Source organism: Pseudomonas sp. LPB0260 (assembly GCF_013388395.1).
The window spans coordinates 1094031-1109635 of the sequence record NZ_CP058247.1 but is presented as its reverse complement, the minus strand read 5'-3'; the positions used below and the strand labels follow the sequence as shown (position 1 = coordinate 1109635).

Sequence of the window (15605 nt, the reverse complement as noted above, 5' to 3'; positions counted from 1 at the left end):
CTATGCTGTGAGCACGCGGAGCCGATCCGGCGGGTGCGGCAGATCACTTTCGGGCGAGGGCAGGTTGCATGCGTGTACTGATCACCGGCGCCGCGGGCTATATCGGCCAGCAGGTGCTCAGCGATCTGGCCATCCAGCATCCGCAGTGGATGCTGATCGCCGCCGACATCCGCCCGGTCACCCTGCAGGGCCTGCAGCTCAATGTCGAACCGGTGCGGCTGGATATCGGCCGTCCCGCCCAGGTGCGGGCCTGCGTCGCCGACTACCGGCCGCAGGCCATCCTGCACCTGGCCACGGTCGTCAATCCACCCGCGGCCATGAGCGAGGCGCAACTGCACGCCATCGAGGTGGGCGGCACCCAGGCGCTGCTGGAGGCGGCCCTGGCCTATGGTGTCGAGCACCTGACCGTCACCAGCTCCGGTGCCGCCTATGGCTTCTGTCCGCAGAGCGCCGAATGGCTCGACGAGGACCAGCCGCTGCGCGGCGATGGCGCGTTCGCCCATGCCCGCCACAAGCGCGAGATCGAGCTGTTGCTGGCCACCGCCCGGGCGCGTCATCCGCGCCTCAGGCAGTTGGTCCTGCGTCCCAGCAGCATCCTCGGCAAACGCATCGACAGCCGGGTCGGCGAGCTGATCAGCACGCGCACGGTGCTGGGGGTGAAGGGGCACGACAGTCGATTCGGCTTCATCTGGGATCAGGATGTGGTGAACGTCATTCGCCAGGGTCTGGAGCAAGGGTGCGAGGGCATCTACAACCTGGCCGGCGATGGCGCCCTGTCGCTGCGCGAGATCGCCGCCCTGCTGGGCAAGCCCTACCGGGCGTTGCCGGCCGCGGTGTTGCGCATGGCCTGGCGCCTGTCCAGGCCTCTGGGACTGAGCCGCCATGGCGTCGAGCAACTGGATTTCCTGCGCTATCGACCGCTGCTGGCCAATCGGCGACTGAAGGAGGCCTTCGGCTATACGCCGCGTTACACCAGTCGCCAGGCGTTCGTGGCGTTTCTCCAGGCCCGGGGCATCGCGGCGCAGGGCTGATTGTCCGGGGGGACGGCCCCGCCTCGCGGCGGACGGCGAGCACTGCCGGGCATGGCCCGGTGCCGTGCTAGACGCTCCGCGGCCGTGCAAATTCTGTCCGAGCGGTTAGACTTGTTGGGTTCCGGGTGCCGCCCAGAAGGCGCGCCCGGCCCAGAAATCAAGAAAAAGGAGAATTCCCATGAAAGGCAAACCCCTCGCATGGGTCCTGTCGGCTGCTCTCGCGGGTATCACCCTCGGCGGCGCGGCGCAGGCCGAGGAGAAGTTCGTCACCATCGGCACCGGCGGTCAGACCGGCGTGTATTACGTGGCAGGCCAGTCGATCTGCCGCTTCGTCAACCGCGGCGCGACTGAACACGGGATCAAGTGCAACGCCCCGGCCAGCGGCGGCGGCGTGGCCAACGTCAATGGCCTGCGCAGCGGCGAATTCAACCTCGGGGTCATGCAGTCGGACCACCAGTACAAGGCGCTCAAGGGGCTGGCCCCGTTCGAGGCCGAGGGCGCGATGGACGACATTCGTGCGCTGTTCTCCCTGCAGAGCGAGGTGTTCACCATCCTCGCCCGCCGCGACGCCAACATCGCCGGCCTCGACGACCTCAAGGGCAAGCGCGTCAACGTCGGCAACCCGGGCTCCGGGCAGCGCGACACCCTGGAAGAGATCATGCGCGTGAAGGGCTGGGACAAGTCGGTATTCGCCCTGTCCGCAGAGCTCAAGCCGGCCGAGCAGGCCTCCGCCCTGGGCGATAACAACATCGATGCCATGACCTACTTCGTCGGTCATCCCAACGGCGCGATCCAGGAAGCCACCACCACCACCGATGCCGTGCTGGTACCGGTGACCGGCGCGGACATCGACAAGCTGCTGGCCGAGAAGAGCTACTACACCAAGGCCGAGATCCCCGGCGGGCTGTACAAGGGCAATGACGCCGCGACCCCGTCGATCGGCGGCAAGGCGGTCCTCTCGACCACCGCCAAGGCCGACCCGGAAGTGGTCTACCAGCTGGTCAAGGCGGTGTTCGACAACCTCGACCGCTTCAAGCGCCTGCACCCTGCCTTCGCCGATCTCAAGGCCGAGGACATGATCACGGTCGGCCTCACCGCGCCGCTGCACGAAGGCGCCGTGCGCTACTACAAGGAACGCGGCTGGCTGTAACGGCAGCGCTCGCCCGCTCGCGCCCGGCAGCGTCCGGGCGGCAATCTTGACTAAGCTTGAACCAAGCCCGCGCGCCGCCAGGCCGCGGGTTTTGCCGTTCTTTTCACCTCCCGAATGCAGGTTGCACCCATGCATGACAAGCAACTGTCCACCGAAGAACTGATCGCCCAGGACGTCGGTGCGCGCACCCCAGAGGGCGCCATGGCCCGGGTGATCGCCGGCCTGGCGCTGCTCTGGTCGCTGTTCCAGCTGTGGATCGCTTCGCCGCTGCCGTTCATCTTCAACTTCGGCGTGCTCAACAACACCGAGACCCGGGCCATTCACCTGGCCTTCGCCCTGCTGCTGGCGTTTCTCGCCTTCCCGGCGTTCAAGCGTTCGCCCCGTGAGCGCGTACCGCTGGTGGATATCGCCCTCGGCCTGGTCGCCGCGGCCAGCGCCGCCTACCTGTTCATCTTCTACCAGGACCTGGCCCAGCGCCCTGGCAGCCTGACCACCGCCGACCTGGTCACCGCCTGCATCGGCATTCCGCTGCTGCTCGAGGCGACCCGCCGTGCCCTCGGCCCGCCGCTGGCGATCATCGCCCTGATCTTCCTGATCTACAGCCTGGCCGGTCCCTATATGCCCGGCCTGCTGGCCCATCGCGGGGTGAGCTTCACCGCCCTGGCCAACCACCAGTGGATCACCACCGAGGGGGTGTTCGGCATCGCCCTCGGCGTGTCCACCAGCTTCGTCTTCCTCTTCGTGCTGTTCGGTGCCCTGCTCGAGCGGGCCGGCGCCGGCCACTACTTCATCCAGCTGGCCTTCAGCCTGCTCGGCCACCTGCGCGGCGGCCCGGCCAAGGCGGCGGTGGTCGCCTCCGGGCTGACCGGGATGATCTCCGGCTCGTCGATCGCCAACGTGGTCACCACCGGCACCTTCACCATCCCGATGATGAAGCGCACCGGCTTCTCCGCCGAGAAGGCCGGCGCGGTCGAGGTGGCGTCCTCGGTCAACGGCCAGATCATGCCGCCGGTGATGGGCGCCGCGGCCTTCCTGATGGTCGAGTACATCGGCATGCCCTATGTCGACATCATCAAGCACGCCTTCCTGCCGGCGGCGATCTCTTATATCGCCCTGCTCTACATCGTCCACCTGGAGTCGCTCAAGCTCGGCCTGCAGCCGATCGGCGGCCACCAGCCCAAGCCCTGGCTGCGTCGCCTGACCGGCTTCGCCTTCGGCGCGGCGCTGATCAGCGGCCTGTCCCTGGCGGTGTACTACGGCCTCGGCTGGCTCAAGCCGGCGCTCGGCGACTACGCCCTGGAGGGCATCGGCGCGCTACTGGCGCTGGTCTACCTGGGCCTGCTGAAGGTCGCCGCCAGCGTCGCCCCGCTGGAGCCGGAAGACCCGGACGCGCCCCTCGACGCCCTGCCGCAGACCCGCGCGGTGCTGCTTTCCGGCCTGCATTTCGTGCTGCCGGTGGTGGTGCTGGTCTGGTGCCTGATGATCGAGCGCCTGTCGCCCGGCCTGTCGGCCTTCTGGGGCAGCGTCATGCTGGTGATCATCCTGCTGACCCAGCGCCCGCTGCTGAGCTGGATGCGCACCGATGGCCTGCACGAGCACGGCACCTTCATCGATGGTCTGGTCGACCTGCGCGAAGGGCTGCTGGCCGGCGCACGCAACATGATCGGCATCGGCATCGCCACCGCGGCGGCGGGGATTATCGTCGGCGCGGTGTCGCAGACCGGGGTCGGCCTGGTGCTGGCCGACCTGGTCGAGCTGCTGTCTATGGGCAACCTGCTGCTGATGCTGATGCTCACCGCGGTGTTCAGCCTGGTGCTGGGCATGGGCCTGCCGACCACCGCCAACTACATCGTGGTGTCCAGCCTGTTGGCGCCGGTGGTGGTCACCCTGGGCCAGCAGAACGGCCTGATCGTGCCGCTGATCGCGGTGCACCTGTTCGTCTTCTACTTCGGCATCATGGCCGACGTCACCCCGCCGGTGGGCCTGGCCTCGTTCGCCGCCGCCGCGGTGTCCAAGGGCGATCCGATCAAGACCGGCATCACCGCCTTCTACTACAGCCTGCGCACCGCGGCGCTGCCGTTCCTGTTCATCTTCAACACCGACCTGCTGCTGATCGACGTGGACTTCTGGCACGGCCTGTTGATCTTCCTGGTTGCCACCTGCGCCATGCTGATCTTCGCCGCCGGTACCCAGGGCTTCTTCCTGGTGCGCAGCCGCTGGTACGAGGGCCTGCTCCTCCTCCTGGTGGCCTTCACCCTGTTCCGCCCGGGTTTCTGGATGGACCTGCTGCACGACCCCTACCGCGACATTCCGCCGGCGCAGCTGGAGCAGGCGCTGGGCGATGTCGAGGCCGGCAGCCAGCTGCGCCTGCGCATTCGCGGTGAGGATGCGGTCGGCGATGCGCGCGAGTTCGCCCTGCTGCTGGCGGTGCCGGACGGCGCCAGCGGCGCCGAGCGCCTGCAGGCATTGGGCCTGCTGACCTACGAGGACGGCGACAAGGTGCTGATCGACAGCGTCGCCTTCGGCAGCCCGGCGGCCGAGGCGGGGCTGGAGTTCGACCAGCAGATCCTGGTGGTGCGGGCGCCGACCGAGCGCTGGGCCAAGGAGCTGATGTGGCTGCCGGGCTTCGCCCTGTTCGGCCTGGTGATCTGGCTGCAACGCCGGCGGCGGCAGCCTTCTGCGCCTGGCGCCGGCGGCGTCTGAGTGCCAACCCGGCGCCCCGCAAGGGGGCGCCGGTTCAGGCGCCCGGCTCGGCGTTCTTGCGGCTGGCGGCGAGTATCGCCGCGCTGTCCACCCGTTCGTCGTCCAGCGGCAGTCGGCGCAAGGTTTCCGAGGTCAGCCGCAGCTGATCGAGATACAGCTGGCAGCGATCGCACTTGCGCGTGTGCATCAGCACCGCCAGGCGCGTTCGCCAGCCCAGGCGGCGGTCGATGATGTCCGACCCCAGTTCCGACATTTCCTGGCAGCTCAGCATGTGCCTACCTCCTCGAAGTGCTCCAGCATGGCGTGCAGGCGCTGGCGTCCGCGGTGCAGCAGCACGCGCACGTTGCCTTCGGCCAGCTTCAGCGACTGGGCGATTTCGCTGAAGTCCAGGCCGGCGACCTCACGCAGCAGCACCACCGATTGTTGGTCGTGGGGCAGCTTGTGCAGGTGCTCGCGGATGCACTGGTAGAGTTCTTCCTCGGTCAGCAGGGCCTCCGGCGAGTCGTGGTGCCAGCGGATCGGCGGCCGGGTCCAGCTGCCATCGCGGTTGAAGCGGCCCTCGATGGGTGAGCCGCCGTCGGCACCCCAGGCGTCCCAGGTCACCTCGCGCTTGTATTTGCGCAGCATCGCCCGGGCCTCGTTGAGGGCGATGCGCGCCAGCCAGGTGCGCAGCTTGGAGCGGCCCTGGAATTGTTCGATGGCGGCGAAGGCCTTGATCCAGGTCTCCTGCGCCACATCCTTGGCCAGCTCGGGACCCGCCAGCGGCGTGGCCATCAGCACGAGAAAATGGTGATGGGCCTGGATGGCGGCCTCGAAGGCTTGCGGGTCGCCCCGTTGCATGCCGCGGATCAGCTCTTGCTCGTTGTCCATCGGGTCCTCCTGGGCAGGACACTGCCGCAGAGGGCGGGCGGTACGGCTGGACTCGACCCGTCCTGATATTCGAGGGCACGCAGCGGCCCTTGTTACACCTTCGGTCCGCGCGCCGGCTATTCGCCGACGGGCTCCTCGGCTTTCAGCGCGCCGGTTTCGCCGGCCTCCAGCACCACGTAGGCACTGCTGCAGAACAGTGAATTGAGGCGTTTCATGTCGCCGATCAGTTCCAGGTGCAGGGCGCTGGTCTCGATGCTCTGCACCACCTGGCGGTGCAGGCGGCCGACGTGGGCGTGGGCCAGGCGCCGCTCCTGGGCGCGGAAGCGGCGCTTCTCGCGCAGCAACTGGCGAGCGCTTTCGGCATCGCCGGAAAGGAACACACTCAGGCCCAGGCGCAGGTTGGCCATCAGCTGCGCGTGCAGAGTCGCCAGCTCCTCCAGGCCACTCTCGGAGAACGAGTGGCGCTGGGCGGTCTTCTGGTTCTGCACCTTGCCGAGCATGCGCTCGATAATGTCGCCGGCCTGCTCCAGGTTCACCGCCAGTTCGATGATCTCCGCCCAGCGCCGGCTGTCGCGCTCGCCGAGTCCGTCGCGGGACACCTGGGCCAAGTACAGCTTGACCGCGCTGTACAGCGCGTCGACATCGTCGTCCAGGCGTCTGAGCTCCTTGCTCAGGGCCGGCTGGTTGCTGCGCAGCACTTCCAGCAGATGGCGCAGCATGGTCTCGATCAGGTCGCCGATGCGCAGGGTCTCGCGCACCGCGTTGGCCAGGGCCAGGCTCGGCGTCGCCAGGGCGGTGCGGTCGAGGTGGCGCGGGCTGGCCACGCCGGAGTCCTCGGGGCGGTCCGGCAGCAGCCAGTTGCAGAAGCGCGCCATGGGCCCGACGCTGGGCAGCATCAGCACGCAGCGCAGGCTGTTGTAGAACAGGTGGAAGCCGATCACCAGCTCCGCCGGCCTCCACTCCAGGCTGTCCAGCCAGTCGACCAGGGTGCCGAGGATGGGGATCACCAGCAGCAGGCCGATCAGCTTGTACAGCAGGCTGCCCAGGGCCACTCGCCGGCCGGCCGGGGTCTGCAGGCTGGCGGTGAGGAAGGCCAGCAGGCCGCTGCCGATGTTGGCGCCGATCACCAGGCCGATGGCCACCGGCAGGCTGATCAGGCCCGCGCCGGCCAGGGTCGCGGTGAGCAGCACGGCCGCCAGGCTGGAGTAGGAGATCAGGGCGAACAGCGCGCCGACCAGGGCGTCGAGCAGCAGGTCGCCGGTCAGCGAAGCGAACAGCACCTTGATGCCCTGGGCCTGGGTGATCGGCGTGGCGGCGCTGACGATCAGCTCCAGGGCCAGCAGGATCAGGCCCAGACCGATGCTCACACGGCCGAGCTGGCCGGCGCGGGTCTGCCGGCGCGAGAGGAAGAAGATCACCCCGAGGGTGATCAGCAGCGGCGACAGCCAGCCTAGGTCGAGGGTCAGCACCCGCGCCATCAGCGCCGTGCCGACGTCGGCGCCGAGCATGATGCCCAGGGCCGGCGGCAGCGCCATCAGGCCCTGGCCGACGAAGGAGGTGACCAGCAGGGCCGTGGCATTGCTGCTCTGCACCAGGGCGGTCACGCCGATCCCGGCGGCGAAGGCCATCGGCAGCCGGCTGACGTTGTGGCTGAGTACCTTGCGCAGGTTCGAGCCGTACACCCGCAGGATGCCGGTGCGGACGATATGGGTGCCCCAGATCAGCAGGGCGACGGCCGATAACAGATTGAGCAGGGTCAGCATCGTGCATCTCCCTGTCTTGGGTCGCCCAAATACGGGCAACAACCGGATGTGGCGCACCTGGGCAAAGGCCTCGAACCGGTGGCGGACACGCCGGGCAGGTGATTGATATGGCCTTGATGGTTTTCTACCGGCCCCTTCTTAAGCTGTAGACGGCGAATGGCCGCGGCGCCAGCCGCGGGTCGCCGTTCGGCATGTTCAGTCGGCCAGGCGCGCGGCCAATTCCTCCAGGCTGGCGACCTGCAGATCGGGCTCTGTGCCCCAGGGGTCGAACCGCGCCTTGGCGCTGCGCCGGACCCAGGCCGTGCGCAGCCCGGCATGGCCGGCGCCGAGCACGTCGAAGGGGTTGCTGGAGACCAGCCAGGTGGCCTCGGCCGCGCTGCCGGTGCGGCTCAGCAGGTGCTGGTACACCGCCGGGTCCGGCTTGAAACTGCGCACCTCCTCGACGCTGACGACATCCTGAAAATACCCGGCCAGGCCGGCCTGCTGCAGCAGGGCGCTGACCGCCTGGTGGCTGCCGTTGGAGAAGGCGTACAGGCGCGCGCCCTGCTGCTGCAGCTGCCGCAAGCCGGCAGCGCTGTCGGCGAAGGCCGGCAGGCTCGACCAGGCGTCCAGCAGCTGCTGTTGCGCCTGGGCGTCGAGCGGCGCCTGGCTGCTGGCGCAGGTGAAGGCCAGGGCCTCGCGGGTGCACTGGGAGAAGTCCACGTAGGCGCCCATCAGGCCGCGGCGAAAGCTGTATTCCAGCTGCTTGTCGCGCCAGCGCTGGTAGAAGTCCTCGGCCTGCTCGCCGAGCCATGTGCGCAACTGGCGGGTGACGTCGCTGGGGTCGATCAGGGTGCCGTAGACATCGAAGGCCAGGCAGGGAGTCATGGGCAATACCTCGGTTGTGAATCCGGCTTCAGGGTTGCAGAGTCAGCCGCAGGCGACACTTGGCCATTGGTCGCAGATCGCGGGTGGTCGGTCGGCGACACAAGCTGTCGGCCGACCCCGGCACGCTGGGCGAACTGGTAACCTAGCCCGATTGAACGGAAGCGACCCTGCCCGATGCTCAGCCTCTACCATGCCCCCGACCTGGAAACCCTCGGCGAACTGGCCACCACCCTGCTCGCGCAACCGTTGCGCGAGCCGTTCGCCGCCGCCCAGGTGGTGGTGCCGAGCCAGGGCATCGGCCGCTGGCTGACCCTGGAATTGGCGCGCAAGCAGGGCATCGCCATGCAGTTGGACGTGCAGCTGCCGGCCAAGTTCGTCTGGGAGCTGTCGCGCCAGGTGCTCGGCCAGTTGCCGGAGCAGTCGGCATTCTCCCCCGCCACCTTGACCTGGCGGCTCTACGACTGGCTGTGCGAGCCGGCCCGGCTGGCCGAGGCGCCGCGCCTGGCGCACTACCTGGAGGGCGGCGACGAGCGCCGGCGGCTGTCGCTGGCCGGCAAGATCGCCGACGTGTTCGACCAGTACCTGCTGTACCGCGACGACTGGCTGGCCGCCTGGGAGCGCAACGAGTTGCTCGGCCTCGGCCCGGACGAAGCCTGGCAGGCCCTGCTGTGGCGCGAGCTGACCCGCGATGGACACCCGCACCGCGCCCGCCTGCTCGAGGAGCTGCTGCGTCGCCTGTACGCCGATGAGCCCATCGCCGGGCTGCCCGAGCGCCTGCTGCTGTTCGGTATCAGCGCCTTGGCACCACACCACCTGCGCGTGCTCGACGGTTTGGCGCGGCACACGCAAGTGGTGGTGTTCGCCCTCAACCCCTGTCGCGAGGCCTGGGGCGAGATCCGCGACATCCGCGAGCTGGCGAAACAGCCGGAGGCCAGCCCGGACGACTGGTACCTGGACGTCGGCCACCCGCTGCTGGCCAGCCTGGGCAAGCAGGGCCGGGACTTCTTCGATTCGCTGTTCGCCCTGGCCTCCAGCGAGGGCGCCGAGGAAACCGGCATCTACTCGGAAGACGCCGACCTGCACGATGGCAGCCTGCTGCAGGCCCTGCAGAACGACATCCTGCGCCTGCGCACCCGCGCCCCCGAGGAGCGCCTGCTGCTGCGCGAGGACGACCGCTCGCTGGAGGTGCACATCGCCCACTCGCCGCTGCGCGAGGTGGAAATCCTCCACGACCAGCTGCTGACCCGCTTCGCCGCCGACCCGGCCCTGACCCCGGACCAGGTGGTGGTGCTGACCCCGGACATCGAGCGCTACGCCCCCTATATCGAGGCGGTCTTCTCCGCCAGAGGCGGCGCCCCCCGCGAAGCCGTGGGACGCAGTGGCGCGGCGTATATTCCCTTCACCCTGGCCGACCGCAGCCTGCGCGCGGAAACCCCGCTGATCGAGGCCTTCCTCGGCCTGCTCGCCCTGCCCGACAGCCGTTTCACCGCGGAGGAAGTGCTGGGCTGGCTGGAGCAGCCGGCCCTCGCCCGCCGCGCCGGCATCGAGGCCGAGGACCTGAGCCTGCTGCGCGACTGGCTGCGCGAGGCCGGCGTGCGCTGGGGCCGCGACGCCGGCCACCGCGCCCAGCTCGGCCTGCCGGCCGATGCCGCCTTCACCTGGCGCCAGGGCCTGGACCGCCTGCTGCTGGGCTTCGCCGCCCCGCCGCAGCTGGCCGGTGAGGGCGCGCCGCTGCTCGGCGACAGCTGGCCGCTGGATGCCCTGGAAGGCGGGCGCGCCCAGCTGCTCGGGCGCCTGGCCGCCTTCGTCGAGCGCCTCGCCGCCCTGGCCCGGGACCTGCAGCGGCCGCGGCCGCTGGCCGAGTGGGCGCAGACCCTGGTGGCGCTGGTCGACGCGCTGTTCGACGAACGCGAGGCCGGCGATACCCTGCTGCTGCTGTCCAAGGCCTGCGCGGCGCTGGCCGAGCAGGCCGAGGCGGCCGGCATCGAGCGGCCGCTGGAGCTGGCCCTGGTGCGCCAGCAGCTGACCGCCGCGCTGGAGCAGGGCAGCGGCGCCTCGGGCTTTCTCTCCGGCGCGGTGACTTTCTGCACCATGGTGCCGATGCGCAGCCTGCCGTTCCGCCAGGTCTGCCTGCTCGGCCTGGACGACGGCGCCCTGCCGCGGCGTACTCCGGCCGCCGGCTTCGACCTGATCGCCCAGAAGCCGCGGCGCGGCGACCGCGCGCGGCGCCTGGACGACCGCTACCTGCTGCTCGAGACCCTGCTCTCGGCGCGCGGCGGCCTGTACCTGAGCTACGTCGGCCGCGACCCGCGCAGCAACGCCGAACTGCCGCCCTCGGTGCTGGTCTGCGAGCTGCTGGAGGTGGTCGACCTCACCGCCGCGTGCGCCGACGGCGGCGCCGCCAGTGCCCACATCACCCTCGAACACCCGCTGCAGCCCTTCGCCCCGGACAACTTCGCCGCCGGGCGCCGGGCCGGCTTCGCCGCGTCGTGGTTCCGCGCCGCCCAGCGCCTCAGCGAGCCGGTGCAGGCGCAGCCCGAGCCCTTCGCCAGCGCCCTGCCCGCGCCCGGTCCGGACGGGCCGGGCGGCGATCCGCTGACCCTGGAGCCCAGCCAGCTGATCCACTGCTTCAAGCACCCGGCGCGCTACCTGCTGGAGCAACGCCTCGGCCTACGCCTGGCGCAGAGCGAGGAAGCCCTGGCCGGCGACGAGCCGTTCAGCGTCGAGTGGACCAGCACCCATGGCCTGCGCCAGCTGGCGCTGCAGGCCATCGAACGGGGCTGGAGCGAGGCCGAGGAACGCGCGGTGGCGGCCGCCTCGGGCTGGCTGCCGGTGGGCGAGCTGGGCCAGGCCCATTGGGGGCAGATCCGCGGGCCGATCCGCGCCTTCGCCCCGACCCTGTTCGACGAGCGTCCCGACGACGTGGCGCAACCGCTGCTGGTCGACCTCGAACTGGCGGGCGTGCGCATCCACGGCTGGCTCGACGGGGTCACGCCCGACGGCCTGTTCGACTACCGCCTGCGCGATCTCGGCGCCTGGGAGCTGGCGCCGTTCTGGCTGCGCCACCTGCTGCTCAACTGCGCCGCCAGCCCGGGCATCGCCCGTGACAGCCGCCTGTTGTCGCCCAAGAGCGAATGGCGCCTGGGGCCGCTGGCCGATGCCCGGCAGCTGCTCGAACCCTGGCTGGAGGCCTACAAGTCGGCGCTGTGCGAGCCGCTGCCGGTGCTGGCCAAGTGCAGCTACGGCTTCGCCAAGAAATGGCGCAAGCCCGGGCGCAAGGAACCGATCGACGCGGCGCGCAGCGAGGCGCGGCTCATGTGGCAGGGCAACGACTTCATGACCGGCGAGAGCCAGGACCCCTGGAACGCCCTGGCCTTCCGCGACCGCGAGCCGCTCGACGAACGTTTCGAGGCCCTGGCCGAGCAACTCTACGGCCCGGCCCTGGATGCCCTGCAGGGCGAGGAGGACGACGCATGAGCAGCGCCACCCTGGACCTGCTGCAGGACAGCTTCGCCGGCCGCTCGCTGATCGAGGCCAGCGCCGGCACCGGCAAGACCTGGACCCTCACCGCGCTCTACGCCCGCCTGCTGCTGGAGAAGCGGCTGTCGGTGGCGCAGATCCTGGTGGTCACCTACACCACCGCGGCCACCGCCGAGCTGCGCGAGCGTATCCGCCGGCGCCTGGCCGAACTGCTGGCGGTCTACGAGCAGGGGCCCGGCGCGGACGAGCTGCTCAACCGCCTGCACGCCCAGTACCCGGATGACGCCAGCCACCGCCGCCTGCTCCTGGCGGTGCACGGTTTCGACGAGGCGGCGATCTTCACCATCCACGGCTTCTGCCAGCGCGCCCTGCAGGATGCCGCCTTCGAGGCCGGCGGCGATTTCGACAACGAGCTGACCCAGGACGACCGCGAGGTGCTCGACGCCCTGCTCGCCGATCTCTGGCGCCATGAGCTGGCGCTGGCCGAACCGGAGTGGGCGGCCTTCCTGGTGCAGCACAAGCTCACCCCGCAGCGCCTGCGCCAGCGCCTGCGCAGCCACCTGGGCAAGCCCTACCTGCGCATCGAGCCGGCGCCGGGTGCATCCAGCGACCTCGGTAGCCTGCGCGCCGCCTGGCAGCAGGCGCGCGCCGCCTGGCAGCGTGACAGCGGCGAGTGGCTGGAGCGGCTCAAGGCCTTCGACGGCTTCAAGGGCAACATGGTCGACGCGACCAAGCTGGGCGCCTGGCAGCAGGCGCTGGACGGCTATTTCAGCGACGCCGCCGCGCTGTTCGCCGGCCTCGACGCGCTGCCGCGGCTGTCCCGCGAGGGCTTGCTCAAGGCCTGCAAGAAGGGCGCGGCGTTGCCGCCGAGCCCGCTGGGCGATGCCTTGCAGGGGCTCTGCGAGGCGCTGGAGGCGGCGCGCCCGCAGGCCGAGCAGCGGCTGATCGACCTGCAGGTGCGGCTGATCGGCCAGCTCAACCAGCAGCTGCCGCAGCGCAAGGCGGCGCAGCGCCTGCTGGCCTTCGACGACCTGCTCAACAAGCTGCAGCAGGCGCTCTATGGCGAGGGCGGCGAGCACCTGGCCGGCACCCTGCGCGCGCAGTATCCGGTGGCGCTGATCGACGAGTTCCAGGACACCGACCCGATCCAGTACCAGATCTTCCGGCGCATCTATTCGAGCCCCGACGCGGCCGGCGACGCGGGCGGCAGCCAGGGCGGCGACCTGTGCTTCGTCGGCGACCCCAAGCAGGCCATCTACGCCTTCCGCGGCGCCGACCTGGCCACCTACCTGCAGGCGCGGCGCGAGGCGGCGCGCCAGTACAGCCTGGCCACCAACCACCGTTCCACCCCCGAACTGATCGCCGCGCTCAACCAGCTGTTCGACCGCCCCATGCCCTTCGCCGAGCCGGGCCTGGAGTATCCGCCGGTCGGCGCCAGCCCGCGGCCGCGGCCGCGGCTGGTGCTGCCGGACGAGGACCAGGCGGCGCCGCTGGCGCTGGTCTGGCTGGACGACGAACACCTCGGCAAGGGCCAGGCCGGCGCCCTGGCGGCCCGCGACACGGCGCGGCGGATCGCCGCCGTGCTGGCGGCCAGCGGCCGCGGCGAGGCTTATTTCGAAGAAGAGAACCCTGCGGAGTCCGTGCAAAGCGTCGCGAGCACCGTGAGAGCAAGGAAGGATCGCAGCGACAAGCGAGACAGTACTGAAGGTACGGCGAGCTTGGTGCGAGAACCTGACGCAGCTATCGCGGGGCGCAGCAGCTTTAAGCGGACTCCGCTGGCCGGCGGCGATATCGCCGTGCTGGTCGCCAGCCATCGCCAGGCCGCCGAGGTGGCCGCCGAGCTGGCCGCGCGGGGGGTGCCCAGCGTGCGCCGCGGCAAGGAAAACGTCTGGCACAGCGAGGAGGCCGAGGCCCTGGCCGCGGTGCTCGCCGCCTATGCCGAACCGGGCCGCGAGGGCGCCCTGCGCTATGCCCTGGCCACCCGCCTGCTGGGCCGCAGCGCCCGCGACCTGGCCGCCTGCCAGGACGACGCGCGGGCCTGGGACGAGGAGCGCGAGGCCGCCGAACGCTACCACCAGCTGTGGCAGCAGCAGGGTTTCATGCGCGCCTTCCGCGCCTGGCTCGACGAGCAGCGGGTGGCCGAACGCCTGCTGGCCCTGGCCGATGGCGAGCGCCGCCTGACCAACCTGCTGCACCTGGCCGAGCTGCTGCAGGCCGAGAGCCTGCAGCGCCCGGGCCTGGAGCAGCTGCTCGCCTGGTTTGACGACCAGCGCCGCGCCGAGGCCCATGGCGAGGATGCCCTGCTGCGCCTGGAAAGCGATGCCGAGCGGGTGCAGATCGTCACCATCCACACCTCCAAGGGCCTGGAGTATCCGCTGGTGTTCTGCCCCTTCCTGTGGGACGGCGCCCTGCTGCGCAAGCAGGAGGACATCAGCTGCCACGCCGACGACGGCACGCCGCTACTCGACCTCGGCGGCGAACGGCTCGACGAACATCGCCAGCGCGCCCGCCAGGAGCGTTTCGCCGAGCGCCTGCGCCTGACCTACGTGGCTCTGACCCGGGCCCGCGATCGCCTGTGGCTGCACTGGGGGCCGGTGGACTGCAAGGCGAAGAAGGACGGCAGCCTCGGCGAGGAGGGCCTGCACAGCAGCGCCCTGGCCTGGCTGCTGCACGGTCGCCAGCTGCCGGGCGAGGATGCCCTGGGCGAACTGGCGGCGCACCTGCAACAGCTGGGCCCGGCGGCGTTGCGCGGCGAGCTCGAGGCGCTGGTCGCCGCCAGCGCCGGCAAGATGGCCCTGCAGCCCTTGCTCGAACAGGAGGCCAGCGCCGCCGGCGAGCGCCGCGCGCCGGCCCCGCAGGGCCTGGCCAGCCTGCAGCGCAGCCTGCACAGTGCCTGGCGCATCGGCAGTTTCTCCGGCCTGGCCGCCGGCCTGCACCTGGAGGCGCCGGACCGCGACGGCCTGGTCATGCCGGATGCCGGCGAGCCGGGCAGCGGCTTCTTCGCCTTCCCCCGCGGCGCCCGTGCCGGCACCTGCCTGCACGCCATCCTCGAGGACTGGGCGCGGGGCAAGGGCGCGCTGAGCGAGCTGGTCGAGCCGGCGCTGAGCGGGCACGGGATCAGCAGTGACTGGCGCGAGGTGGCGATCGCGCAGCTGCAGACGGTGCTCGACGCCGACCTGGACGGCAACGGCCTGCGCCTGTCCGCCCTGGAGCCGACGCGGCGCCTGCCCGAGCTGGGCTTCACCTTCCCGGTGGCGAATCTGTCGGTGCAACGCCTGCGGGCGATACTCGCCGACCCGGACCATGGCCTGCCGACGGCGATGCGCGAGGCCGCCGCGCGCCTGGAGTTCGACGACCTCAAGGGTTTCCTCAAGGGCTTTATCGACCTGACCTTCGAGCATGACGGGCGCTGGTACATCGCCGACTACAAGTCCAACTGGCTCGGCCCGGATGCCAGCTACTACCAGGGTGAGCGGCTGGTGCAGGCCCTGGCCGGCGAGCACTACTACCTGCAGTACCTGATCTACCTGGTGGCGCTGCGGCGCTTCCTGCGCCAGCGCCTGGCCGACTTCGACGACAGCCAGCTCGGCGGCGCCTATTACCTGTTCCTGCGCGGCATGCCACAGGCCGGGGTGTATTTCGCCCGCCCGGCCGACAGCCTGCTGGACGCCCTGGATCGACTGTTCGAGGGTTTGCACTGATGCCCGAGCGCATTCAAGCCGTAGGGTGCGCCGCGCGCAC

At 70.4% G+C, this 15605-nt stretch carries 9 protein-coding genes; 5 read left to right on the top strand and 4 right to left on the bottom strand.

The genetic code is table 11. The features are described from left to right. Nucleotides 1-68: 68 nt before the first annotated feature. From LPB260_RS04730 to LPB260_RS04720, 3 genes are all read left to right on the top strand, one after another. Nucleotides 69-1031, top strand: coding sequence for an NAD-dependent epimerase/dehydratase family protein (locus LPB260_RS04730; RefSeq protein WP_208707489.1), 963 nt, complete (start codon nucleotides 69-71; stop codon nucleotides 1029-1031). 178 nt (nucleotides 1032-1209) lie between these two features. Continuing rightward, the gene (locus LPB260_RS04725; RefSeq protein ID WP_208707488.1) at nucleotides 1210-2181 is read left to right on the top strand and encodes a TAXI family TRAP transporter solute-binding subunit; all 972 of its coding nucleotides are present in this window, start codon (nucleotides 1210-1212) and stop codon (nucleotides 2179-2181) included. Between the two features lie 129 nt (nucleotides 2182-2310). Beyond that, nucleotides 2311-4884, top strand: coding sequence for a TRAP transporter permease (locus LPB260_RS04720; protein WP_208707486.1), 2574 nt, complete (start codon nucleotides 2311-2313; stop codon nucleotides 4882-4884). A 34-nt stretch (nucleotides 4885-4918) separates the two neighbouring features. Here the strand turns inward: LPB260_RS04720 and LPB260_RS04715 are convergent, their stop codons facing one another. The 4 genes from LPB260_RS04715 to LPB260_RS04700 all read right to left on the bottom strand — a co-directional run bounded on the left by LPB260_RS04715 (nucleotide 4919) and on the right by LPB260_RS04700 (nucleotide 8384). Then, complete coding sequence (locus LPB260_RS04715) at nucleotides 4919-5155, bottom strand: hypothetical protein (RefSeq protein ID WP_208707484.1); 237 nt, start codon at nucleotides 5153-5155, stop codon at nucleotides 4919-4921. After that, nucleotides 5149-5754 carry an RNA polymerase sigma factor gene (locus LPB260_RS04710; protein WP_208707482.1) on the bottom strand — a complete coding sequence of 202 codons (606 nt, stop codon included), beginning with the start codon at nucleotides 5752-5754 and terminating at the stop codon, nucleotides 5149-5151. Before LPB260_RS04710 ends, LPB260_RS04715 begins: the two co-directional genes overlap by 7 nt. Nucleotides 5755-5870: 116 nt before the next feature. Next, the gene (locus LPB260_RS04705) at nucleotides 5871-7517 is read right to left on the bottom strand and encodes a Na/Pi cotransporter family protein (RefSeq protein WP_208707480.1); all 1647 of its coding nucleotides are present in this window, start codon (nucleotides 7515-7517) and stop codon (nucleotides 5871-5873) included. A gap of 195 nt (nucleotides 7518-7712) precedes the next feature. Beyond that, a complete protein-coding gene (locus tag LPB260_RS04700; RefSeq protein WP_208707479.1) occupies nucleotides 7713-8384 on the bottom strand; it encodes a haloacid dehalogenase type II in 672 nt (223 codons plus the stop codon). 174 nt (nucleotides 8385-8558) lie between these two features. Between LPB260_RS04700 and recC the strand changes: the two genes are divergently transcribed. Together recC and LPB260_RS04690 are read left to right on the top strand one after the other, a co-directional pair. Then, nucleotides 8559-11861, top strand: a complete 3303-nt coding sequence (gene recC / locus LPB260_RS04695; protein WP_208707478.1) for an exodeoxyribonuclease V subunit gamma — start codon at nucleotides 8559-8561, stop codon at nucleotides 11859-11861. Then, the gene (locus LPB260_RS04690; RefSeq protein ID WP_208707477.1) at nucleotides 11858-15565 is read left to right on the top strand and encodes a UvrD-helicase domain-containing protein; all 3708 of its coding nucleotides are present in this window, start codon (nucleotides 11858-11860) and stop codon (nucleotides 15563-15565) included. The genes recC and LPB260_RS04690 overlap by 4 nt, the downstream gene beginning before the upstream one ends. The last annotated feature ends 40 nt before the right edge of the window (nucleotides 15566-15605 follow it).